At 44.7% G+C, this 22,780-nt stretch carries 16 protein-coding genes; 6 read left to right on the top strand and 10 right to left on the bottom strand.

What is annotated here, in order from left to right; all coding sequences use genetic code 11:
* The first annotated feature begins 41 nt into the window (after positions 1 to 41).
* Positions 42 to 713 (top strand): GntR family transcriptional regulator, encoded by a 672-nt coding sequence (locus AB6E30_RS00380; RefSeq protein WP_080582236.1) that lies wholly within the window; start codon positions 42 to 44, stop codon positions 711 to 713.
* Positions 714 to 1,297: 584 nt separating this feature from the next.
* On the opposite strand, the gene AB6E30_RS00375 is transcribed toward AB6E30_RS00380, so the two are convergent.
* The 10 genes from AB6E30_RS00375 to AB6E30_RS00330 form a co-directional block, all read right to left on the bottom strand.
* Complete coding sequence (locus AB6E30_RS00375; protein ID WP_372102373.1) at positions 1,298 to 3,181, bottom strand: diguanylate cyclase; 1,884 nt, start codon at positions 3,179 to 3,181, stop codon at positions 1,298 to 1,300.
* Positions 3,182 to 3,294: 113 nt separating this feature from the next.
* Positions 3,295 to 3,789 carry an acetolactate synthase small subunit gene (gene ilvN, locus AB6E30_RS00370; protein ID WP_008219984.1) on the bottom strand — a complete coding sequence of 165 codons (495 nt, stop codon included), beginning with the start codon at positions 3,787 to 3,789 and terminating at the stop codon, positions 3,295 to 3,297.
* Position 3,790: 1 nt separating this feature from the next.
* The gene (locus AB6E30_RS00365) at positions 3,791 to 5,548 is read right to left on the bottom strand and encodes an acetolactate synthase 3 large subunit (RefSeq protein WP_372102371.1); all 1,758 of its coding nucleotides are present in this window, start codon (positions 5,546 to 5,548) and stop codon (positions 3,791 to 3,793) included.
* A 460-nt stretch (positions 5,549 to 6,008) separates the two neighbouring features.
* The gene (locus AB6E30_RS00360; protein WP_136979308.1) at positions 6,009 to 7,817 is read right to left on the bottom strand and encodes a long-chain fatty acid--CoA ligase; all 1,809 of its coding nucleotides are present in this window, start codon (positions 7,815 to 7,817) and stop codon (positions 6,009 to 6,011) included.
* 202 nt (positions 7,818 to 8,019) lie between these two features.
* Complete coding sequence (gene leuO, locus AB6E30_RS00355) at positions 8,020 to 8,979, bottom strand: transcriptional regulator LeuO (RefSeq protein ID WP_017061397.1); 960 nt, start codon at positions 8,977 to 8,979, stop codon at positions 8,020 to 8,022.
* Between the two features lie 346 nt (positions 8,980 to 9,325).
* Positions 9,326 to 10,381, bottom strand: a complete 1,056-nt coding sequence (locus tag AB6E30_RS00350) for an MJ1255/VC2487 family glycosyltransferase (RefSeq protein ID WP_372102370.1) — start codon at positions 10,379 to 10,381, stop codon at positions 9,326 to 9,328.
* A 54-nt stretch (positions 10,382 to 10,435) separates the two neighbouring features.
* Positions 10,436 to 10,960, bottom strand: coding sequence for a phosphatase PAP2 family protein (locus AB6E30_RS00345; RefSeq protein WP_017062930.1), 525 nt, complete (start codon positions 10,958 to 10,960; stop codon positions 10,436 to 10,438).
* Between the two features lie 306 nt (positions 10,961 to 11,266).
* Complete coding sequence (locus AB6E30_RS00340) at positions 11,267 to 14,374, bottom strand: efflux RND transporter permease subunit (RefSeq protein ID WP_372102368.1); 3,108 nt, start codon at positions 14,372 to 14,374, stop codon at positions 11,267 to 11,269.
* A complete protein-coding gene (locus AB6E30_RS00335) occupies positions 14,371 to 15,708 on the bottom strand; it encodes an efflux RND transporter periplasmic adaptor subunit (RefSeq protein WP_102393666.1) in 1,338 nt (445 codons plus the stop codon). The genes AB6E30_RS00340 and AB6E30_RS00335 overlap by 4 nt, the downstream gene beginning before the upstream one ends.
* On the bottom strand, positions 15,708 to 16,367 hold the full coding sequence (locus AB6E30_RS00330; protein WP_372102366.1) for a TetR/AcrR family transcriptional regulator: 660 nt from the start codon (positions 16,365 to 16,367) through the stop codon (positions 15,708 to 15,710). The genes AB6E30_RS00335 and AB6E30_RS00330 overlap by 1 nt, the downstream gene beginning before the upstream one ends.
* A 568-nt stretch (positions 16,368 to 16,935) precedes the next feature.
* Here AB6E30_RS00330 and leuA point away from each other — a divergent pair.
* The 5 genes from leuA to AB6E30_RS00305 all read left to right on the top strand — a co-directional run bounded on the left by leuA (position 16,936) and on the right by AB6E30_RS00305 (position 22,759).
* Entirely contained in the window at positions 16,936 to 18,483 is a 1,548-nt protein-coding gene (gene leuA, locus AB6E30_RS00325) for a 2-isopropylmalate synthase (protein ID WP_017066940.1), read from the top strand.
* A 98-nt stretch (positions 18,484 to 18,581) separates the two neighbouring features.
* Positions 18,582 to 19,673, top strand: a complete 1,092-nt coding sequence (gene leuB, locus AB6E30_RS00320; RefSeq protein ID WP_017061390.1) for a 3-isopropylmalate dehydrogenase — start codon at positions 18,582 to 18,584, stop codon at positions 19,671 to 19,673.
* Between the two features lie 117 nt (positions 19,674 to 19,790).
* Positions 19,791 to 21,203, top strand: a complete 1,413-nt coding sequence (gene leuC, locus AB6E30_RS00315) for a 3-isopropylmalate dehydratase large subunit (protein WP_372073167.1) — start codon at positions 19,791 to 19,793, stop codon at positions 21,201 to 21,203.
* 14 nt (positions 21,204 to 21,217) lie between these two features.
* Positions 21,218 to 21,820, top strand: coding sequence for a 3-isopropylmalate dehydratase small subunit (gene leuD, locus AB6E30_RS00310; protein WP_017062937.1), 603 nt, complete (start codon positions 21,218 to 21,220; stop codon positions 21,818 to 21,820).
* Between the two features lie 156 nt (positions 21,821 to 21,976).
* The gene (locus AB6E30_RS00305) at positions 21,977 to 22,759 is read left to right on the top strand and encodes a DUF547 domain-containing protein (protein WP_017061387.1); all 783 of its coding nucleotides are present in this window, start codon (positions 21,977 to 21,979) and stop codon (positions 22,757 to 22,759) included.
* Positions 22,760 to 22,780 lie beyond the last annotated feature (21 nt).

Here is a 22,780-nt window from a genome sequence, read left to right as displayed (position 1 = left end):
CTTTCTAAGAGACGGATTAGCAGACTAGAAATCATATATAGATGAGGTTTGTAATGTCTAGTCCTACGCTCACTGACAAAGTATCAAAGATGATTCGCCAAGATATTCTTAATGGTGAGTTAACCCCAGGCCAAAAGCTTGTTGTTGCTGATCTAAAAGCACGCTACAACGTTGGCGCATCCCCTATTCGCGAAGCCTTGGTACAGTTATCTTGGAGCAAATACGTAAAGCTAGAGCCACAAAAAGGCTGCTGGGTATCTCCTGTATCAAAGAAAGAACTGAATGACCTATACGAAAGCCTTCGTGTTGTATCATCGGTTCTGCTTAAAAAAGCGATTGCAGCAGGTGATGAGAGCTGGGAACTGGATGTACTAACGTCTTACCATAAACTATCGCGAGTACAGTACGTATCTGAAGAGTTTGACTGTGTAGAATGGGAAGAGCGCCACCAGCAATTCCATGTCGCACTGCTTGAAGGTGCAGATTCAGAGAACATGTTTAAGTTCTTTGATGACCTAATTAACCAAGTGAAACGTTACCGCTTCCTCGCTATGTCTGCAGAAAGCGCATCTGATGATCTGTTCAATATTGATGAGCACGAAATGATCATGAAACTAGTACTCTCTAAGAATGTAGAACAAGCAACAGAACTGCTTGATCAACACTTACTAGGTTCAATGAAACGAATTGAAGAAGTTATCGAAGCGGCATGATGCCAAGATAGATTCTAACCAAATAAAAAACGGAGCCCAGCGGCTCCGTTTTTTTGTTTCCAGTACCACGACTGAACTACCACCCAAAAAACTCTTTGTGATGAGTATTGAGCAGCACAACCATAGGTAAAAAATACAATGCACTAAGTTGAAAGCCAAGAATGGCTAATGTGCCTATGGTTAACCTCACTAAAAAATCGACAAACATACCACGCCTCTTTTAACCAGACTGTATGATCCCCAAACTATTGCTCCAGCTAACCTAATTCTACTGCTGCCTTTCAAGTTATTGATAAGGCTAGCTAACCAGCTGAATTAAGTTAACGGTGTCATCCTTTTACATCTGGTAAACACTCTATTTATTACATCGTTTAACACGATGTAATCTGAAGCAAAGTAGTTTACTTACTGTTAATTTTAGCTCAAATTTCCACCAACATTAGACTTTAGTCTAACTGTATAGATTTTGTGACACAGGTCGCTCAAAAGTGAGATTCCTAATAAAAAGAGGGAAAGGAAAAAGGAGTCGGGGCGCGACTTGAAGAGGTGAAGCAAATAGAAGACAGGACTAGATAGAAGCGAACCTAAGCGACATCATCGTAGCTAGGACACATAGAGACCGTATTACGACCAGACGATTTAGATTCGTAAAGCGCAACATCGGCACACTTGTATGAGCGAGTACTGTTACTTGTTAAATCAGTAAAGCCAACACTCACCGTTACCTTAGTTCCGGCTGCCAGTTCAATCTCTATTCGCAAGCGATCCAATACGCGCTTTGCTTCTGGCAGAGACGTGTGTGGCATCAACAGTGCAAACTCTTCTCCTCCGACACGTGCAACAAAGTCCGTCCCACGAAGGCTATCTTGCAGAAGTTTAGCAACACCAGCGATCACACGGTCACCTTCGTCGTGGCCAAGCTCATCATTGATTCGCTTGAAGTTATCGATGTCCACCAAGGCTAAGCAGGTGGTCGCTTCGATCGGGTAACGCTCAACTAAGCGAGAATAGTAGGCCAGCTGCTCTTCGAATTTTCGTCGGTTCCAGAGATTACTCAAAGAGTCACGTTCACTTAAGATCCTCAAACGCACCTCAAGCTCCTTCCTTACCGAAATATCCACCAAAGAGGTGATGTAATAGCTGACTTTACCCGAATTGTTTTTGACCACATGCACTCGCATGATCGCTGTAAAAGGAATACGCAGTTTGTTCTTACACTGAACTTCCCCTTCCCATACTTCTTCTTGCTCTAAATGACTCCAGATAGCCGAACTTGAGAGTACTTGGTCGGTATTCTCAAGCAACAACTGCAGGGCATTCTGACCGATAACTTGTTTTTTGCAGTACCCAGTCATGTTCTCAAATTCGTTGTTGATCATCATTGTGCGGTGCTGCTTGTCAGAGATCATCACTGCCGACATACCATTCAATGCGGCTCGTGCCAATTTACTCTCTAGGCTTCGGCGTCGGCAGTGCGTCACCAGGTAAGCAAACGGGAAAGCGAATATCAGCACCGTAATCAGAACAATGATCTCTTCATGGGCCAAATCATCTAGATCACGCTCAGCCCGATCCATCAGTTGCTTTTGATTAAGTTGAATCAGTAAATGGACCTTTTGACTGTTCGCGAGCATAACCGTGTTAAAGGCAAACAAATTACCATCTTCAAAAACGTATCCCACCTGATCATTGGAGATAGCATCCCAAGTCTTCGGCGCGATATTTTTCAGGTTATAGCCTTTTCTTTCAGGAATAGAGTCTCCGAACAACTTACCGCTGTTGTTACTCGCGATGAAGTAACCCGCGTCATTGAGAACTTCTGCTCTAAGATCGTTATCTGGTGAAAAGCTCAGACGCGACGATAAGCCCCATACATCAAGATTGATGACGAGGTAGCCTACTCTTTCGTCAGGGGTTTCTACTGGGGTAAAGACACGGATTACCGGCGAATAAGGGAAGGTGACTTCACCATGCTCAGTTTCAAGCTCAATACCCCAACCGCCAATCTGTTCGGCTTCTAGTTTTTGAGCGTATTGGAAGTAGTTAGAATCCGACCTATCTTGCAGCTGTTGAGGAAACGTCACTCTACCGGTATCAGAGGAATAGTTAACACGCACCAATTCTTTGCCAGTGACATCTAACAGATGGATTTGTGTATACCACTTCTGGTTCACGAGAACAGATTGCCAGACCTCTTCAAGTAGATGTTTGGTTTGGTCTGAGGGAGAGGAAGCAAAGTTAACCAAGCTCTGGCTATGACTGAGTAGCTCCATGACCGAGACTAACTGAGTCTTGAGAAGATCATAATCTCGCTTGGCATACACTAACTGATGAACGGCTTGCTTAGCTGAGTAGTCAAAGCTCTGCTGTTTTACTTCTTTGTAGCGCTGCAAATAATACAGACATACTGCAGAAGACAATATGATAGAGATAATCAGCAATGTAATTATTGATTTTTTATTTCGCATTGCTAACTCAGATGAATGGAAGTGCAGCGCGGGATTATAGCACTCTAAATAATTAACAAAATAAAAGCCGCTTAAAAAAGCGGCTTTAAAGTTATTTTTTAAAGACTTATCGTCTAGGCTTTCAACGCACGTTCGCCTCGTGCGATGCCAACAACACCACTTCGAGCTACTTCAAGCACTTCCGTCACTTCAGACAGCGCCTGAATGAAGGCATCCAGTTTCTCGCTAGTACCCGCCATTTGAACCGTATATTGAGAAGCCGTAACATCAACGATCTGACCACGGAAGATATCCGCTGTGCGCTTCACTTCCGCACGAGCAAAGCCGCTCGCACGTACTTTTACCATCAACAGCTCACGTTCAATGTGTTCAAGTTCAGACACTTCTTGTACTTTAAGTACGTCGATTAGCTTATGCAGTTGTTTCTGAATCTGCTCAAGCTGCATTTCGCTCGAGTTAGTAGTGACGTTCAAACGAGACAGCGTCGGATCATCGGTTGGAGATACGTTCAAAGACTCGATGTTGTAGCCACGCTGAGAAAACAAGCCAACCACACGAGAAAGCGCACCAGGTTGGTTTTCCATTAGTAGTGAAATAATGTGTCTCATATTATGTTCTCTCCGTTTTGCTTAGCCACATGTTATCCATACCCTCGCCTTTGATCTGCATTGGGTATACGTGCTCGGTGTCATCCACACTAATATCGACAAATACCAAACGGTCTTTCATCGCCAGTGCTTTTTCCAAACCTGATTCCAATTCATCCGGAGATGAAATGCGCATACCAACGTGGCCATAAGCCTCAGCGATAGCAGCAAAATCAGGAACAGAGTCCATATATGAGTTAGAGTAACGGCCTTGATAAACAATGTCTTGCCACTGTTTTACCATGCCTAGGAAACGGTTGTTAAGGTTAATAATCTTAACCGGGATATTGTATTGCAGCGCAGTCGACAGCTCTTGGATATTCATTTGAATACTGCCGTCACCGGTTACCACAACCACCTCTTCATCTGGCTTAGCAAACTTAACGCCCATACCAGCAGGCAGGCCAAAGCCCATCGTGCCTAGACCACCAGAGTTAATCCAACGACGTGGCTTGTTAAACGGGTAGTATAAAGCAGCAAACATTTGGTGTTGACCTACGTCAGAAGCAACATAGGCATCGCCATTGGTTACTTTATGCAGTGTTTCAATTACTTGTTGAGGTTTGATGCGCTCAGACGATTTCTCGTAAGCTAGGCAGTCACGCTCTTGCCACTGCTTGATTTCACTCCACCAGCTTTCAATCGCTTTTGCATCGTTAGTGCCGCCTTGCTCAACGAGCAAGTTCACCATGCTCTCTAGAACCTTTTCAGCAGAACCTACAATCGGTAGATCCACTTTTACGTTCTTAGAGATCGAAGATGGGTCGATATCAATGTGCATGATCTTCGCATCAGGGCAGTACTTATCTAGGTTATTAGTCGTTCGATCATCGAAACGTACGCCAATACCAAAGATCAAATCCGCATTGTGCATCGCCATATTGGCTTCATATAAACCATGCATGCCTAACATACCCAAAGAGTTCTTATGGGTGCCAGGGAAAGCGCCAAGCCCCATTAGGGTGCTTACCACAGGTAAATTCAGTGCCTCTGCTAATTTTAACAGCGGCTTATCTGCCTCAGAAATAACCGCACCACCACCGACATAAAGTACCGGCTTCTTCGCTTCAAGAAGGGCTTTTAGCGCCTTTTTGATCTGACCTTTATGACCCGTAACCGTTGGGTTATACGAACGCATTTTGAGCGTTTCTGGGTATTCATAAGGAAGCTTGATTTGTGGGTTTAAGATATCTTTCGGCAGATCAATAACCACAGGACCGGGACGCCCTGTCGTTGAAATATAGAATGCTTTTTTAACGACTTCAGGGATATCTTCCGCTTTCTTAACTAAGAAGCTGTGTTTAACGATCGGGCGTGATACACCCACGATGTCACACTCTTGGAAGGCGTCATTACCAATGAGGTTATTTGGTACGTTACCAGAAATAACAATCATTGGGATTGAATCCATGTAGGCGGTTGCAATACCAGTAACGGTATTGGTCGCACCTGGACCAGAACACACAAGTACTACGCCCGGTTTGCCGGTAGAACGAGTATAGCCATCAGCCATGTGGGTAGCGGCTTGTTCATGTCGTACTAATACGTGTTTAATTTCAGCAGTTTTAGCATGCAGCGCATCGTAGATATCAAGTACAGAACCACCTGGGTAACCAAAGATTTGTTCTACACCCTCTTCAATTAGAGACTGCACCACCATCTCAGCGCCGGATAACATTTCAGCGCCGGATGACATGGCTGTTTCAGGTTTTGTTGTCATATTGCTCTCCTCACCAGTTTCCAATCATATTTGGTGAACATGTTGGGCTGGTTTTTCATAGTCTAGGGCTTATTCGTAGCCTAATTCGAAATACTTCCACTTTTTCGGCTATGGCTGTCTGTCGTGATAACAACAAACAGTAATACGAAACAACTTTAACGCTTTATTATCATCTGGTCTAACACCTGTTATTCGGCAACTGTGCCAAAAAACCAACTATTAGCTCAAAGCATTAAATAAAACCCAACTCAGCCCCCCACGCCAGGTTTAAACACTATTTATCGAACAAAAAAAAGCACTTAATATTTTAATAGATCGCTATTTATCGATAAACCGCGAGCTTGCTGGTGTGCGCTTTCGCACATTGTGCTGTGTCATTAGATACAAAAAATCCCCCTAAAAATGCAATCACATTCGTAGGGGGATTTTTAAACAACTGAAAATTTATCTAAGCAGAAAACTACTTATCTTTAGGCTTTTCGTTGTACATTTCTTCGATTTCGTCTTGATACTTATCGTTGATAACTTTACGACGCAATTTTTGAGTTGGTGTCAGTTCACCATCATCCATAGAAAATGCTTTTGGTAGCAGTTTGAATTTCTTCACTTGCTCAAACTTAGCCAGTTCTTGCTGTAGGTCATTCACACGCTTTTCTAGCATCTCGACGATTTGGTGGTGCTTAACCAGTTCAACGCGATCGTGATACTTGATATTAAGCTCTTTGGCGTACTCTTCTAGCGAGTCATAACAAGGAACAATCAGCGCAGAAACGAATTTGCGTGTATCAGCGATAACAGCAATCTGTTCGATAAAGTGATCTTTACCAATCGCACCTTCAACCACTTGCGGGGCAATATACTTACCACCAGAAGTTTTCATCAGCTCTTTGATACGATCAGTAATGAACAGGTTACCATTTTCATCAAAATGACCCGCATCACCGGTTTTCAAGAAACCGTGCTCATCGAATGTCTTAGCTGTCTCTTCTGGCATCTTGTAGTAGCCACGCATCACCATTGGACCGCGAACAAGAATCTCGTCCTTAGCACCAATTTTTACTTCTGCGCCCGGCATCGACATACCAATCGAATCAGGGTTAAAACAGCGATCATCCCAACAAGATACTGTTGCTGTGGTTTCTGTCATGCCGTAGCCAAGTTTTACGTTGATGCCGATAGCATGGAAGAAACGACCAATCGTCTCATCAAGCTTCGCGCCACCACAAGGCATGAAGTTGATATTACCGCCCAGCAGCGCACGCAATTTAGAGAGTACTAGCTTATCTGCTAATGCATGGCTCTTCTTCAGCATTAGCGAAGGAGTGCGACCTTCTTGGTGACAAACAGAGAGTTTCGCTCCCATGTTCACCGCCCAAGTAAATAGAACCTTGCGGATAAACGGCGCTTTCGAAACCTTCTCGTGAATCGCAGAGAAAATCTTCTCGTAGAAACGTGGAACCGCACACATTACGGTTGGCTTCACGTCGCTCAGCGCGTCACGCACCTGCATGGTATCTTGCAAGTAACAGTTGGTTGCGCCTTTATAGAGAACGTAGAACGTCCACGCACGCTCAAATACGTGAGATAGAGGTAAGAAACACAATGAGACATCGTCTTTGCTTAAACTTAGACGCTCATCGTGGCCTTCTAACTGGTAGCCAATGTTGGTGTAATCAAGCATTACGCCTTTTGGCTGACCTGTGGTACCAGAGGTATAGATAAGAGTTAGTAGGTCGTCCATGCTTGCATCTGCAAGACGAGCATCAAGTTCAGCTTGCTGAGCTTCAACACCGCGCGCCATGAAATCAGCCCAAGATACCGCAAAGCTATGGCCTTGAAGATCGATATCATCAGACATCGCGACAACCACTTCTAGCTGTTCACACTCTTCGAATAGGCTCACCGCCGCGTCAAATTGAACTTGCTCACCAACGAATAAGATCTTCACATCCGCATTTTGGATGATGTAAGACGACTGTGCTGCTGTGTTGGTTGGATAAATCGGCACAGTCACAAGACGAGCTTGTAAAGATGCAAAATCTGCCACGGTCCATTGAGGCATATTATTTGAATAGATACCGATCTTATCTTGAACTCTCAGTCCCTGAGCCAATAGTGCTAATGAAAGCGTATCGATTTGTTGTCCAAACTGTTCCCAGCTAATGCCTTGCCATACATTGTCTACTTTGTGCTTCAAAGCTGTACGGTTGCCGCCTTGGGCAATTTGGTCACGAAGTCTTTTTACGATATGAAAATCTAAATTGGCCATCTCTTTACCTTTAGGCTTACACCTGTAAGCTTTTTTGAGCGCACAAGTGTACCTCTGATCATGGAAAAGGCAACTGATGAAGCTCAAAGTTATAAGTAATAGTACGTCTAACGCTTAGTTTTCTACCTACTAAAATAGCGCGCATAAAAAAGCCCTAAGCCAGTCTCCTAGCTTAGGGCTTATAAATCATAGGGATTAGTGTCTAGTTAAGTGCCACTACTTCGCCACAGATCATCATTAACTGATCTCGTAACCAAATGTGTCCTTTATCCTTTTCACTTGATTCGTGCCAGCTTAGGAAGCCAGAAATCGCCGCATTATCGAATGGGAAATCTAGAATCTGAAGCTGCTCTTTGTTTGCTGCATGTTCTACCATCCAACGAGGAGCAATTGTTACTAGTTCAGATTGGCCTACAACGTAAAGAACGTTGCTTAAACTCGTACCTTCGTAGAAAGGCGTGCAATCTAGGTCACGGTAAGCTTGCTCAGAGAAGCTACGTTGACCATGGATGCGAGACAGTTTTGCGTGCTTTTCGTTAAGCAGCTCTGCCGCAGAAACTTCACCGTTGATACGTGGGTGAGAAGCAGAAGCAACCACAACTAATTCGTCTTGGAAGATTTCAGTGCTTGAGAAGCCTTGCTCATCAAAACGAGCGTAATCAATAACGAAGTCGATTTCTTGGTAGCGCATACGCTCAGAAAGTTGACGATCGAATTCAGCATCCATGTGCAGTTTCACGCTAGGTGCTTGCTCGTTGATTGTCGACATAATCTTAGGAGCAAAACGCATGTCACAAGGGCTGCAAATCGCAAGCTTGAACAGGCGAGAAGAAGACTCTGGAGAGAACACAGAACTTGGTAGTTCGTTGCGTACTAATTGTAGCGCTTGGCGGATAGGACCAAACAACTGACGTGCACGTTGAGTCGGTTGAATACCACGACCTTGGCGCATGAATAGTTCGTCGTTAAACATCACTTTTAGACGAGCAACAGCGTTACTTACAGCAGGCTGAGACATACCCAGATTGTGAGCTGCACGTGTAATGTTTTGCTCTTGCATAACTGCATCAAATACAGTCAAAAGATTTAAGTCGACTCCACGAAGTGTGCTTTCCATTCTGTAGCTTGCAATAGCACTCATTGCGTCTTTCTTATCTAACATTCAAGTTGCCTCTTGTCGGTTCGACAGCGTTAAATTGGTAATGGTATGAGAATAGATAACCACTAATTCTTATATTTATCAGACCGATGTTTTTCGGATTGACATTACTATTAACCAATGCATCTCGAGCTACCAACAAGATTGATAAAGAATAATTTTATTTTACCTTAATGATTAAACAACATCTAAAAATCAATTATTTATAGAGTTATAAAAAAACATAAAATGCGTCACTTATGAGTTTAATTTCGACTTATTTAGCTGTTCTATCGTTTGGTTACATTTGTTACAATTTATTGAACTCGTGAATTGTTCAACCGGTCAATTCAGAAATAGCACTTATGAGTTAGGTGAGCGATGCATAACTTGGAAAGTCGACCTTGTCCCAAAGTTGCTTTCTTAAATCATCTTGATTAGACCAATTCCCTGCTAATACCCACTCAACGAGTGCACTTGCCACGTCTGGATAGGTGACCACTTCGGCCTGTTTTTCACTGAGCCAAGCACGCAAGATAGCCGCATCTAAAAACGTCATGGTTTGAGCTAACCCAAGGGCCTCTAGCGTCGCCACATTGCTCTGTTGTTCGAACTGTCCTTCGAGTGGTTTGAGAAGCAATTTCTTCCCCAAAGTTAGGGCTTCAGATGGCAATTCAAAGCCGCCATTTGCGACCACACCAGAGCACTGATTGAGGTCGAATTGAAAGCCCGCATGACTCAGTGGTTTGAACTCAATATTTTCAACTCGGCTATGCTCAATCACATCCGGGTGGTAACAGACAAAGTTTTGCGAAATGAACTTCATCAGCAGCTCTGAGATCGACTCAAGATCCTCAAATGGCAAATAGACCAACGTAAAGTCTTGTGCTGTTTTGGTTTGTTGCTCACCAACCAGCGTGTGAACGATAGGCGGCAAAATCGGCTGTTCAAAGTGATACCAGTGCAAGCCAATAGAGTGCTCGGTTGGGGCGAAATGTTGAATCACTGAATGTTCAATCCAGTTGCCCCCTTCTTTGGGTACATCATAACGAAACGCATTCTGGTGGCTTATCCCAATGCGTGGCACACCTTGTCTCTTAGCCGCCCATGCAGTGACAGGCTCAAAATCATTAATCACTAAGTCATAAGGCGTAAGATCGATCTGGTTAATCTCACGGAGAAATCGCCAGATGTTGTTCTTCATGAATGTTTTGCCGTATTTAACCTGCCCCTGCTCGCTGTAAAAAGTTAAGCCGCTGCGGGTCTGATAGTTGCCAAACGCTTCCATCGAAAAGTATTTGCTCTCATCTCGCCCAGAGAACAGAAAATCGACATCAATATTTTGCTGACGAAAAGCGACGGCCATTGCTCTCGCTCGAGCGATGTGCCCATTTCCTGTGCCTTGTACGCCATATAAAATTTTCATGCATGTTCCTTTAAATTTACCACTTAAGCTCGGCAGTGGTTGCCAACAAAATAATTACAGGATGAAGCTGATAGCGAGGCTGGTACAAGCGATGCCCAAGGCTGCGCCAATCAGTACGTCCGTTAAAAAGTGCACACCGAGCAGGATTCGAGAGCCTGCAATCGCAGTTGCCCACACCAAGCTAAAGAGGTACAAGCTCGGATAGAAATGCCCGATTAAGGTCGCCATAACAAAAGCAGCAGCGGAATGCCCTGAAGGCAGACTGTATTTATCGGATGGCACAATATGAGAGTGAAGTAGTGAAGAGAATTCAGCTGGTCGACGGCGCTTGAGGGTATTTTTAGCAAACCAGTAAATAGGCAGTTCGATTGCGAAGGCGGTTAAGCCCACCAAAAGAAAGTCTCGACCGGTGTTGCTATCGACCAGCAGTGCAATCAAGGCAATCAAAACATAAAGGTGTCCATCTCCAGTATGAGACACCGCTTTACTGAGCGTTGCATGTTGCCCGCCATAGCGGTTGTTTAAACAGAAAACAGAAAATGCCACATCCCAGCGGACAATAGGTTCGATAGTACGCATACAATCTCCTTAACAATCCTTATTCAGTTAAGGCTCAAGTTATGCTCCTGAAATGACAGTTAAGTGACGTTTTGAATGAACTAAAATGAATTTTGAGGCGAATTGACCGCTTTCGCTAAGCAAGCTGATGAGGCCTAGAAACTGTCGATAAAAATAAAGCGACCCAAGGCCGCTTTATTCTTCTATGTTTTTACTTCTTTATATAAGCAAGCAAACGCTACTTCTATCGTGTTAATGGTTATAGCGTTCGCTAATGATAATAGTGCTCGCTAATGATAATAGCGCTAAAGGCTATAGCACTAAAAGTTATAGGGCTAATGGCTCGTGCTTTTTCACCAAACCGAAATCCGCCAATATCGCGTAGGCCGCTGGGATCATAAACAATACTAATAAGGTCGAGGCAAATATGCCGAATACGATCGAAATAACCAGTGGCTGGATAACCTGAGCCTGTAAGCTGGTTTCCGTCAACAGCGGTAGCAAACCTGCCGCAGTCGTCATTGAGGTCAAGAATACCGCTCGGAAACGCTCGCGACTGGCTTTCACCACCGAGTCATGCACGCTACCCCCCTCATCGACATGGTGACGAATGTACTGCACCAACAAGATGGAATCATTAACCACAATTCCGGCAAGCGACACAAAGCCCATCATGCTTGGCATACTCAAAGAATGGCCAAGTATCCAGTGACCAACGACCACCCCAATAAAAGCGAGTGGAATCGCTAACATCACGACCACAGGCTCTAAATAGCTTCTGAACTGATAGCTAAGAATCGCAAACACGCCGAATAAGCCGAGCAAGAATCCTTTGCCCATCGAAGCGCCAGTCTTGGCTGCATCCTTGGCCTCCCCTTCGAAATCAAAGCGTAAACCCGGGTACTTCTGAATAAGTTTGGCGGCTTCATCTTTTTGGAACTGAGCCAAAATCGCGGATGAACTCGCTTTCTTATTATCAATATCACCAAAAATACTGATGGTTCTCAGCCCATCAATACGCTGAATTCGTACGTAGTTACGCTGGAAATCTAATGTCGCCAACGTTGCTAGCGGGATCTGACTGCCATCTGCGGTAATGATTGGGAAGTTAGCTAGCTGCTGTATGTCGCCCGCTTGTTCCTTATCAAGACGCACTTCAATCGAGATATTTTCAACGCCGATTTGAATCTCATCCGCCGTTTGCCCAAAGAAAGCCGCTCGTAACTGAGACGCAATCATCTGCCCATTCACATTGTAGGTTTCGGCTCCAGGGCGCAGCTGGACCAAAATCTCTTCTTTACCCATGCGCATATCATCAAGCACGCCGTGCACCCCATCGAACTGATTAAGGTACTCCTGAATATCCAAAGAAGCGGATTTCAATGCGCTCAGGTCATCGTGTTTGGCGCGGATTTCAATAGCACGACCGCCCGGCCCCATAGTCGGTTGCTTGAACACCAATGAAATAGGATCCGCTAAATCGCCAATATCCTCTCGCCACGCATCAATGAAATCATCGATAACCGTATTACGACTCTCTGCTCCGCGTAAATCTAAGCGCACTGTGGCTAAGTGCGGGCCGGATTCATTGGCATCGGCGTTAGCATTGAATTGGCTAGTTATGTGCTCGACCAGTGTATTGCCTTCTTCAACCTCTTCGCTCCATTGCTTGTTCAAACGCTCAGCAGACGCGACAATTTTGTCGACCACTTTCTCGGTTTGAGACAGTGATGCGCCCGGCGGAAGAATAATACGCGCCTCGGCAATATCACCATCCAGCTCTGGGAAAGGTTGAAACTTAACAACACCACCAGCAATCAAGGCGACTGAAAGCAACAACAGCGTAATCACTCCGCCCATAAAGGCGTAGCGGAAGGTCACGACTTTCTCAACCATGTTCATCAAAGTGGTATTACGGAAGTTCTCAAACTTCTCAAGCAACACCACTTTAAAGCGCAACGCTGGCTTATCATTTTTTTCTTTATGTAATGAATGAGATAAGTGATTAGGTAGAATCAGGAAGGCTTCAATCAAGCTCAACGACAGCACCAAAATCAATACTTGAGGAACGGCCTTAAGCACCGCGCCCATCTCGCCATCAAGAAACAGTAAGCTACCGAAAATACACACCGTGGTTAAGAAAGAAGACAGTACTCCGGGAAGCACTTTCTTAACGCCGTTGTACACCGCATCATCGACGCTTTGTCCCCTATCTAAGTGGGAGGCTATCGATTCGGCGATCACGATGGCGTCATCCATCATAATACCGATTGCCATCAACAACCCGACCAGCGACATAATGTTGATCGACAAACCAAGGTTGGCCATTAAGAACAAGCCACCAAGGAAGGCCACTGGCAACCCTGCCGCCACCCAAAATGAATAACGTAAGCTGAAGAACAGCCACATGGTGGCGAACACCAGCACAATACCTTGCCAGCCATTGCTCACCATCATGGTTAGACGATCCCAAAGCACAGATGAGAGATCGTTGGTCATTTGTAGTGTCACGCCATCAGGAGCAATCGCGCTTTGATCTTCAACGAATCGTGTTACGTTCTCTTTGATTCTCAGCGCATCGTCTTCTTTGTTCTTACTGATCTTAAGCAGCGCTGAAGGCTTGCCATCAAATAGCACCTTTTGCTCATCAAGCTCAAAGCGGTCGGTTATTTTGGCTATGTCTCTCAAACGAATCACCGAGCCATTAGGCGCAGATCCAACCACGATGCTTTCCAGCTCAACAGGTGTAATTCGTCTTTCATCAAAACGAATCAGAAAATTCTTGTCTGGTGTTTCAACGTTACCGCTTGGCAGTTTTACATTCTGACGGCCAATCTGGTCTGCGATATCACCGACACTCAAACCCAGCTGGCGAATCGCTTGAGTATCCAGTTCAACGCGGTATTGATGATCAGAGAAGCCGCTAACATCGACCAGTGAAACATCATAATCAAGCTTCATGATACGTTTGAGGTCTTCAGCGTAGGCCTTAAGCTCCGGCCACGACGTTTCTGCTGTGATGGCGATATCAACAACTGGTTCATTCCAATCCAGTTCTTGAACAACAGGCGATTCAATCTCAGTTGGGAAATCATTGATCGAGTTGATTTGAGTTTGCACATCCACCAGCATTCGACCGATATCCGCTTTCTCATTCAACTTCAGGATTAGACGTGCACTACCTTCTATGGCTTCACACTGAGTCTCTTCAATGTTAGCTAGGCCATCGACGGCATCTTCCATTCGTACACACAGGCTTTCTTCTACTTCTTGTGGGGATGCACCGGGATAAACGATGGCAGCCATAATATAAGGCGGATCATAAGCGGGGAAGGTTTCACGCTTGATGGTTGATAATGAGCTTATACCCATGATCAATAACCCAAGCATCAACAAGTTTGCCGCTGTTGGGTGCCTAGAAAAGAACTTGATCATGACGCACTCTCCTGAGTTTCTGATTCAAGCTCAGCCTCTTCAGAGTTGGACTCTCTCAGTAACATGCCTTCTATTGCTGGCAGGACATCATTGAGAACCAGTTTATCTCCAGTTTGTAGCTCTCCACTCACAACCACTTGATTGTCTCTGCGATAAAGCACTTCAACATTGACCACTTGCAAACGCTGGTTGTCATCCATCAGGTAAACCTTATCACCATGCAGTGCTCGCTCTGGAACCACCCAACTTAGATTGGCGACACCCTCAATCTCAGCTTTGACAAACATACCGTTAACCAAAGGCGTCGCGCTGTCTGGTTGCAATTGTGAGTAATCTTGAGCGATCTCGAGAATAATCCCCGCCGTCGCTTGGTTTTCATCAACTGTTTCGCTGATTCTTGCCACCTTCGCTGGCCAACTGAGGTTCAGGTTGCCGCTGTTAAGTTGAATGCTTGCTTTGATTGGCGCTTCATAAGGATTAGGGATTCCTGCAGCATCGCGAGGAAATTGGTTAAAGCTGGAGGCTAAAGTTTGCATATCGTGAATAGAAAGTTGCGCCTCTACTTCCATGACATTAATCCCGTGAGCAATAAACATCTCCTGCTGAATGTTAACTACTTGATTTTGTTCGATATCAACCTGAGCAATTCGCATCGCTCTTGGCAAAGTGATCGTGGTCTTATCGAGAGAGCGCTGCGCCTCTTTTACCTTAGACACGTTGACCTTAATCACCGCTTCCGCAACACGCTTTTCATCTGGCATCAACGCGATTTGGTTCGCGATATCTAATACCAACTTCTGCTGAGACAATGCGCTTTGTTGTTGCAGGTCGACATCCGATTGAGAGGTAAGCCCTTTCTTACGCAGATCCTGTTTACGTTGTAGCTCTTTATTGCTGATCACCAAACGATTCTTTTCGATCTTAAGAGTCTGATTAAGGTTGTCTTCTTCTTGATTCAATTTCGCTAATGAGGTTTGGCTTGATTTTAGATCCGCCTCTGCTTGTATCAGTTTCAATTCGTAATCCAATGGATCAACCTTGAGCACGACCGTTCCTGCAGGGATCACCTGGCCTTTTTCAAGATCTGGATGTCGATACACGATCTGTCCTGTCACCTCAGCAATCGCTTTCCATTCAACTTTCGGCACTACTTTGCCAAAGCCGACCGCTAACGGTGCTATCAGTTGTTGTTCTAGGCTCACAGTATCAACTAAGCGAGCCCTATCACCCGCAGGTTTGGTTGGAAGATCCGGCTTCAAGTTAATCGCGGCGACAAGGCCAATAACACCAACCGCAAGTGCTGGAAAGAAGAGTAGTTTTTTATTTATTTTCATTATCTTTGGTCCTGCACGGAAGAAGGGCTCGGTGCGTTAATAAAGCCTTCAGTCATCAATTGAATGTTGTGTTCGATTAAGCGGTTAAGAAATTCTTCATTAATTTCAATACCATGAATAGCAAGCAAAGGTGGGGGCGCAATGAACGGGAACACCATCAAGCTTATATACGAAATACGGCACAATTTTGGATCCATGTTCTGTTTTAAGATGCCTTGTTCAACCAACTTTTCAAAAATGACATCTTGGGCTGGCTTTGCAACATCGAGGAAAACCTTTTCGAGCAACTCTCTTTGCACTTCAGAGGGAGGCATATTCATCACTTGGGCTATCAAGCGAGGAAACTTCGGCACTTTGACCATCTCTTTGTAGTAAGTCCGCATTAAATCAAGAAAGTTCTCATGACTGCTTTCATCAACGAGTCTCTGCATTTGTAATTGCATAGGGCGTAATGTTTCACGCAGCATCGCCTCAAACAATCCGGCTTTACTGCCAAAGTAATAGCGAATCATCGCAATATTCACACCCGCTCGCTCAGCAACTAAGCGAGTCGATACCTTGTCGTACGGTTGAACCACGAACAGATCTCGAGCGTGCTCAATGAGTAACTGCCGTACATCTAGATTCTGTTGAGGTCGCCCTGCTTTACGCGCTGCCATCACTGAGACCTATCCCTATAATTAATCACACGATTAATTATAGGGATAAATCGACATGGTTGTAGAAGATTAATTACTCACTATTTAATCAAATGATTAATTAATTTAGCCACCCTTTTAATTTTATTGGTGAATCGTTCCATCAAAAAGATTTACTACAAAGTTTTAACCTACACATCAGCCAAACGATAAACTAACCGCCCAGTACAAAACACTCAATCAGCTGATAACACCAGCAAACAACACGCAAGCAGCACAAACCAAAAAAAAACACCGCCAAAGCACGCTTATATTGGATTTTCTTGTTTGACGCTCAGAATAAATTGCGGTAAATATGGTGTTAACAGTTTATTTACGGATATTTGTGTAATGATTTTTTCTTCTTCTCGACTGCTGAAACTTCTCCTTATCGTGAACCAATCGCGCGGGTAAGTTGTGGGTCAAGAACTACACAAATATTAAAACCCGCGCTGAGCGGGTTTTTTTGTAACTGGCACTTTTAAAAGAACATCATTCTTAATAATAATTTGGATAGCAATCGATTCATTATCGATATAAGGAAGCACCCATGAACGATCAAGTGATAATTTTTGACACGACCTTACGTGATGGCGAGCAAGCGTTGGCTGCAAGCTTAACGGTAAAAGAGAAATTACAGATCGCTTATGCACTTGAACGACTGGGTGTAGATGTTATTGAAGCGGGCTTTCCGGTGTCATCACCAGGCGACTTTGAGTCAGTACAAACCATCGCAAAAAATATTAAAGACAGCCGAATCTGTGCACTTTCTCGTGCTGTAGCGAAGGATATCGATGCCGCTGCAGAAGCGTTAAAAGTCGCTGAGCAGTTCCGTATTCACACCTTCATTTCTACATCAACGGTTCACGTGCAAGATAAATTACGCCGTAGCTACGACGATGTTGTCGATATGGCAGTAAAAGCGGTAAAGCATGCGCGCAACTACACAGACGATGTTGAGTTCTCTTGTGAAGATGCAGGTCGTACGCCTATCGATAACCTATGTCGTATGGTTGAAGCGGCAATCAACGCGGGCGCGAAAACCATCAACATTCCAGACACAGTGGGCTACACAGTACCTAACGAGTTTGGTGGCATTATCAAAACGCTATTTGATCGCGTTCCAAACATCGACCAAGCAATCATCTCTGTTCACTGTCACGATGACTTGGGTATGTCGGTTGCTAACTCAATTGCTGCGGTACAAGCCGGTGCTCGTCAAGTTGAAGGTACTATTAACGGTATCGGTGAACGTGCGGGCAACTGTTCTTTAGAAGAAATCGCAATGATCATCAAAACTCGCCAAGAGTTACTAGGTGTTCATACTGGTTTGGATCATCAAGAGATTCACCGTACCAGTAAGTTGGTTAGCCAGCTTTGCCACATGCCAATTCAAGACAACAAAGCAATCGTCGGTGCTAACGCATTCAGCCACTCTTCAGGTATCCACCAAGACGGCATGCTTAAGAACAAGAACACTTACGAGATCATGACTCCTGAGTCTATTGGCTTGAAAAACAAAGCATTGAACCTAACCAGCCGCAGTGGTCGTGCAGCCGTTAAGAGCCACATGGACGCAATGGGCTACAAAGACAATGAGTACAACCTAGATTCATTGTACGAAGACTTTTTGAAACTGGCTGACCGTAAAGGCCAAGTATTCGATTACGACCTAGAAGCACTAATGCACTTCGCAAATCTACGTGACGAAGATGACTTCTATAAACTTAACTACCTAAGCGTACAATCTGGTAGTGTTATGTCTACCACCAGCATCAAGCTGCAATGTGGTGATGAAGAGAAATGCGAAGCGGCTGTCGGTAACGGCCCGGTTGATGCTTTATACCAATGTATCTACCGCTTAACGGGTTACGAAATTGCATTGGATAAATTCGACCTTACCGCGAAAGGTGAAGGCGAAGATGGCTTAGGCCAAGCTGATATTATTGCGAACTACAAAGGCCGCAAGTACCACGGTACAGGCGTTTCAACGGATATCGTTGAGGCCTCTGGTCAGGCGCTACTGCACGTTATTAATAGCATTCAACGCGCAGACACCATTGCTGAAATGAAACAGCAAAGAATCGCAACAGTTTAAACACCCAATAACAGAGCCCTAGAGCCGATGTTATTGGCTTTAGGGACAAAATTTAAAACGAGCTAAATAGCTCAGTAACAAAGAATTAAAGGATTAACATGACTGATAAATCATACAAAATTGCCGTACTACCTGGTGATGGCATTGGCCCAGAAGTAATGCAACAAGCGCATAAAGTGCTAGACGCGATCGAAAAGAAGCACGCGATTAGCTTTTCTCGCGAAGAGTATGATGTTGGTGGTATTGCAATTGATAACCACGGCTGTCCACTTCCAGAAGCAACAGTCACTGGCTGTGAAGAATCTGACGCAGTACTTTTTGGTTCTGTTGGCGGTCCTAAATGGGAACACCTTCCACCGAACGACCAACCAGAGCGTGGTGCCCTACTTCCTCTACGTAAACACTTCCAACTGTTCTGTAACCTACGTCCAGCTCAAATCCATAAAGGTCTAGAGTCTTTCTCTCCTTTACGTGCTGACATCTCAGGTAACGGTTTCGACATCGTGGTAGTCCGTGAGCTAACAGGCGGTATCTACTTCGGCCAACCTAAAGGCCGTGAAGGCGAAGGCGCAACTGAAAAAGCTTTTGATACAGAGGTTTACCACCGCTACGAAATCGAACGTATTGCAAAGATTGCGTTTGAATCGGCACGCCTACGTAACAAAAACGTTTACTCAATCGATAAAGCGAACGTTCTACAGAGCTCTATCCTATGGCGTGAAGTCGTTGAAGAGATCGCAAAAGATTACCCAGATGTAACGCTAAACCACATGTACATCGACAACGCGACCATGCAGCTAATCAAAGACCCATCTCAGTTTGACGTAATGCTATGTTCAAACATCTTTGGTGACATCATCTCTGATGAATGCGCAATGATCACTGGCTCTATGGGTATGCTTCCTTCTGCAAGTTTAAATGAAAGCAACTTCGGCCTATACGAACCAGCAGGTGGCAGCGCACCAGATATCGCAGGTAAGAACATCGCAAACCCAGTCGCGCAAATCCTTTCTGCAGCCCTAATGCTTCGTTACAGCCTAGGCGAAGAAGCGGCAGCACAAGACATCGAAGCAGCGGTTTCTAAAGCACTTTCTGCAGGCGAGCTAACGGCAGACCTTGCTGGAAAAAACCAAGCGCTGACTACCTCTGAAATGGGTGACAAGATCGCTGAGTACATCTTAGCTTCATAAGCTAAAGGCTCCGATTAGAAGCAAGTACATAAGAATAATATCAAGCCAAGTCAGCGTAAACCGCATGACTTGGCTCGAAACAAACACTGGGACTGATGCTCCCAAGGAAGAAAAGCTATGTCGACAAACCAGCACGCAAAAACCTTATACGAAAAAGTTTATGACGCTCACGTTGCGGTTGCAGCGAAGGGCGAAACACCAATTCTTTATATCGATCGTCACTTAGTTCACGAAGTAACGTCACCTCAAGCCTTTGATGGCCTACGTGAGAAAGGCCGCAAAGTTCGCCAAGTTGGCAAGACTTTCGCGACCATGGATCACAACGTATCGACACAAACTAAAGACATCAACGCTTCTGGTGAGATGGCTCGTATCCAAATGGAAACGCTATCGAAGAACTGTGAAGAGTTTGGTGTCACGCTTTACGATCTAAACCACAAATACCAAGGTATTGTGCACGTAATGGGTCCTGAGCTAGGTATTACGCTACCGGGCATGACCATCGTATGTGGTGACTCGCACACGGCTACACACGGTGCATTTGGTTCACTAGCATTTGGTATCGGTACTTCAGAAGTGGAACACGTTCTAGCTACGCAAACGCTAAAACAAGCTCGCGCTAAAACCATGAAGATCGAAGTAAAAGGCAAGGTTACTCCTGGCATCACTGCAAAAGACATCGTGCTAGCGATCATCGGTAAAACAACGGCTGCTGGCGGTACTGGCTACGTAGTTGAATTCTGTGGTGAGGCAATTACCGACCTTACGATGGAAGGTCGTATGACAGTATGTAACATGGCAATCGAGCTTGGCGCTAAAGCAGGCTTAATCGCTCCAGATGCAACGACATACGAGTACATCAAAGGTCGCAAGTTCTCTCCAGAAGGCGAAGACCTAGAAGCAGCAATCGAATACTGGGATACGTTAAAAACCGATGCTGATGCAGAATTCGATGCAGTTGTTACATTAGAAGCGGCAGACATCAAACCACAAGTCACTTGGGGTACCAACCCAGGTCAGGTTATCTCAGTAGACACACCAATCCCTGCACCAGAAAGCTTCGCAGACCCTGTAGAAAAAGCATCAGCTGAAAAAGCGCTGGCTTACATGGGTCTTGAAGCCGGTAAATCTCTATCTGATTACAACGTAGATAAAGTGTTCGTGGGTTCTTGTACTAACTCTCGTATCGAAGATATGCGCGCAGCCGCTGCGGTAGCGAAAGGCCGCCAAGTAGCGAAACATGTTCAAGCATTGATCGTTCCGGGCTCAGAGCAAGTTAAAGCACAAGCAGAAGCTGAAGGTTTAGATGTAATCTTTAAAGAAGCAGGCTTTGAATGGCGTTTACCGGGTTGCTCTATGTGTCTTGCGATGAACAACGACCGTCTAGGTCCACAAGAGCGCTGTGCTTCTACATCAAACCGTAACTTTGAAGGTCGCCAAGGCCGTGATGGTCGTACGCACCTAGTTAGCCCAGCAATGGCAGCCGCAGCGGCTATCGCTGGTCACTTTGTCGATATTCGTGAACTTTAATTAGAGGATTTAACATGTCAGGTTTTCAACAACACACCGGATTAGTCGTTCCTCTAGATACGGCCAACATCGATACTGATGCGATCATTCCAAAGCAGTTTCTACAGAAAGTAAACCGCATCGGTTTTGGTAAGCACTTGTTCCACGATTGGCGCTTCCTAGACGATGCAGGCCAACAGCCAAACCCTGATTTTGTAATGAACGAAGCTCGCTACCAAGGCGCTTCAATTCTTTTAGCTCGTGAAAACTTCGGTTGTGGTTCATCTCGTGAACACGCACCGTGGGCGCTTGCCGATTACGGTATCCAAGTAATGATCGCACCAAGCTTTGCCGACATTTTCTACGGTAACTCGATCAACAACCAAATGGTGCCAGTTCGATTGACTGAGCAAGAAGTGGATGAGCTATTCCAATTCGTTGAAGCGAATGAAGGTGCAGAAATTACGGTTGATCTAGAAGCAATGAAAGTCAGCGCGAACGGCAAAGAGTACTCGTTTGAAATTGATGAGTTCCGTCGTCACTGCTTACTGAATGGCCTAGATAACATCGGCCTAACACTTCAACACGCCGATAAGATTTCAGAGTTTGAAGCTAAGATTCCTAGCTTCCTAAAATAATGAGACGTTTCTGAATAAATCTAAAGGTTGGCCAAGTGCCAACCTTTTTTATTTGGCTAAGCTTTTAACTTAACTTCATATGTTTATTTAAATGAAGAGCAATGAAAGAAAATGGTAAGCCTTAAGGTCTTAGTAGTCAGTCATCAGGAGAATGCCATGAAACAACTACTTTTTATTGTCAGCCTACTTTTCTCAACCTTAGCTTGGTCTGCGCCTAAATCCGATCTTTGGCCATACTGGAAGCAAAGCGACGAAACCAACCTAGAACAGGTATCTCATCAAGATTGGCAGCAATTCCTCGATAGCTACTTGGTTAAACAGGGGCAAAATACGTTAGTTAGCTATAAAGCGGTGAACACTGCCGATAAGACCAAACTTAAGCAATACATCAAGCAACTCGAACAGGTGAATCCGCTCAACTATTCAAAAGCGGAGCAGTATGCCTACTGGGTTAATCTATATAACGCCGTGACTGTCGATTTGATTCTTGATGCCTACCCGATCAAATCCATAACTAAACTTGGCGGACTGTTTAGTTTCGGTCCGTGGGGAGATGATGTGGTAGTCGTTAATGGGAAATCACTGACACTCAATGACATTGAACACCGAATCCTAAGACCAATTTGGCAAGATCCTCGCACGCATTATGCAGTGAACTGTGCCAGCCTAGGTTGCCCTAACTTACAACCTGACGCTTTTACCTCTAAAAATACTGAAGCCTTGCTAGAGCAAGCTGCAACTGAGTTTGTAAGCAGTGACAAAGGCGTGATGGTTACAAACAATAAGCTTCAACTATCATCGATTTACGAATGGTTTGCTGTGGATTTTGGTACGAAGAAACAGCTTATTCAGCACTTAGAACAATATCGAATTGAAGCAGTAACCAATACTCAAAACATCAGTTATGAATACGATTGGTCGCTCAACCAAGCAAACTAGCTCTAAGGCTAAAGTTGATCA

Source organism: Vibrio sp. 10N.247.311.12, from assembly GCF_041467515.1.
Classification (GTDB): Bacteria; Pseudomonadota; Gammaproteobacteria; order Enterobacterales; family Vibrionaceae; genus Vibrio; species Vibrio crassostreae_C.
Note: the sequence above shows the minus strand (reverse complement) of the source record. Positions and strands in the feature narration are given on the sequence as shown.

Bases quoted from the DNA above. Each gene is read 5' to 3' on its own strand.
- AB6E30_RS00345 (WP_017062930.1), bottom strand. From the start codon at position 10,960: ATGCGTACTATCGAACCTATTGTCCGCTGGGATGTGGCATTTTCTGTT.
- leuO (WP_017061397.1), bottom strand. From the start codon at position 8,979: ATGTTAGATAAGAAAGACGCAATGAGTGCTATTGCAAGCTACAGAATG.
- AB6E30_RS00360 (WP_136979308.1), bottom strand. From the start codon at position 7,817: ATGGCCAATTTAGATTTTCATATCGTAAAAAGACTTCGTGACCAAATT.
- AB6E30_RS00375 (WP_372102373.1), bottom strand. From the start codon at position 3,181: ATGCGAAATAAAAAATCAATAATTACATTGCTGATTATCTCTATCATA.
- AB6E30_RS00330 (WP_372102366.1), bottom strand. From the start codon at position 16,367: ATGGCAGCGCGTAAAGCAGGGCGACCTCAACAGAATCTAGATGTACGG.
- AB6E30_RS00305 (WP_017061387.1), top strand. From the start codon at position 21,977: ATGAAACAACTACTTTTTATTGTCAGCCTACTTTTCTCAACCTTAGCT.
- ilvN (WP_008219984.1), bottom strand. From the start codon at position 3,789: ATGAGACACATTATTTCACTACTAATGGAAAACCAACCTGGTGCGCTT.
- AB6E30_RS00350 (WP_372102370.1), bottom strand. From the start codon at position 10,381: ATGAAAATTTTATATGGCGTACAAGGCACAGGAAATGGGCACATCGCT.
- leuB (WP_017061390.1), top strand. From the start codon at position 18,582: ATGACTGATAAATCATACAAAATTGCCGTACTACCTGGTGATGGCATT.
- AB6E30_RS00365 (WP_372102371.1), bottom strand. From the start codon at position 5,548: ATGACAACAAAACCTGAAACAGCCATGTCATCCGGCGCTGAAATGTTA.
- AB6E30_RS00340 (WP_372102368.1), bottom strand. From the start codon at position 14,374: ATGATCAAGTTCTTTTCTAGGCACCCAACAGCGGCAAACTTGTTGATG.
- AB6E30_RS00380 (WP_080582236.1), top strand. From the start codon at position 42: ATGAGGTTTGTAATGTCTAGTCCTACGCTCACTGACAAAGTATCAAAG.
- leuD (WP_017062937.1), top strand. From the start codon at position 21,218: ATGTCAGGTTTTCAACAACACACCGGATTAGTCGTTCCTCTAGATACG.
- AB6E30_RS00335 (WP_102393666.1), bottom strand. From the start codon at position 15,708: ATGAAAATAAATAAAAAACTACTCTTCTTTCCAGCACTTGCGGTTGGT.
- leuC (WP_372073167.1), top strand. From the start codon at position 19,791: ATGTCGACAAACCAGCACGCAAAAACCTTATACGAAAAAGTTTATGAC.
- leuA (WP_017066940.1), top strand. From the start codon at position 16,936: ATGAACGATCAAGTGATAATTTTTGACACGACCTTACGTGATGGCGAG.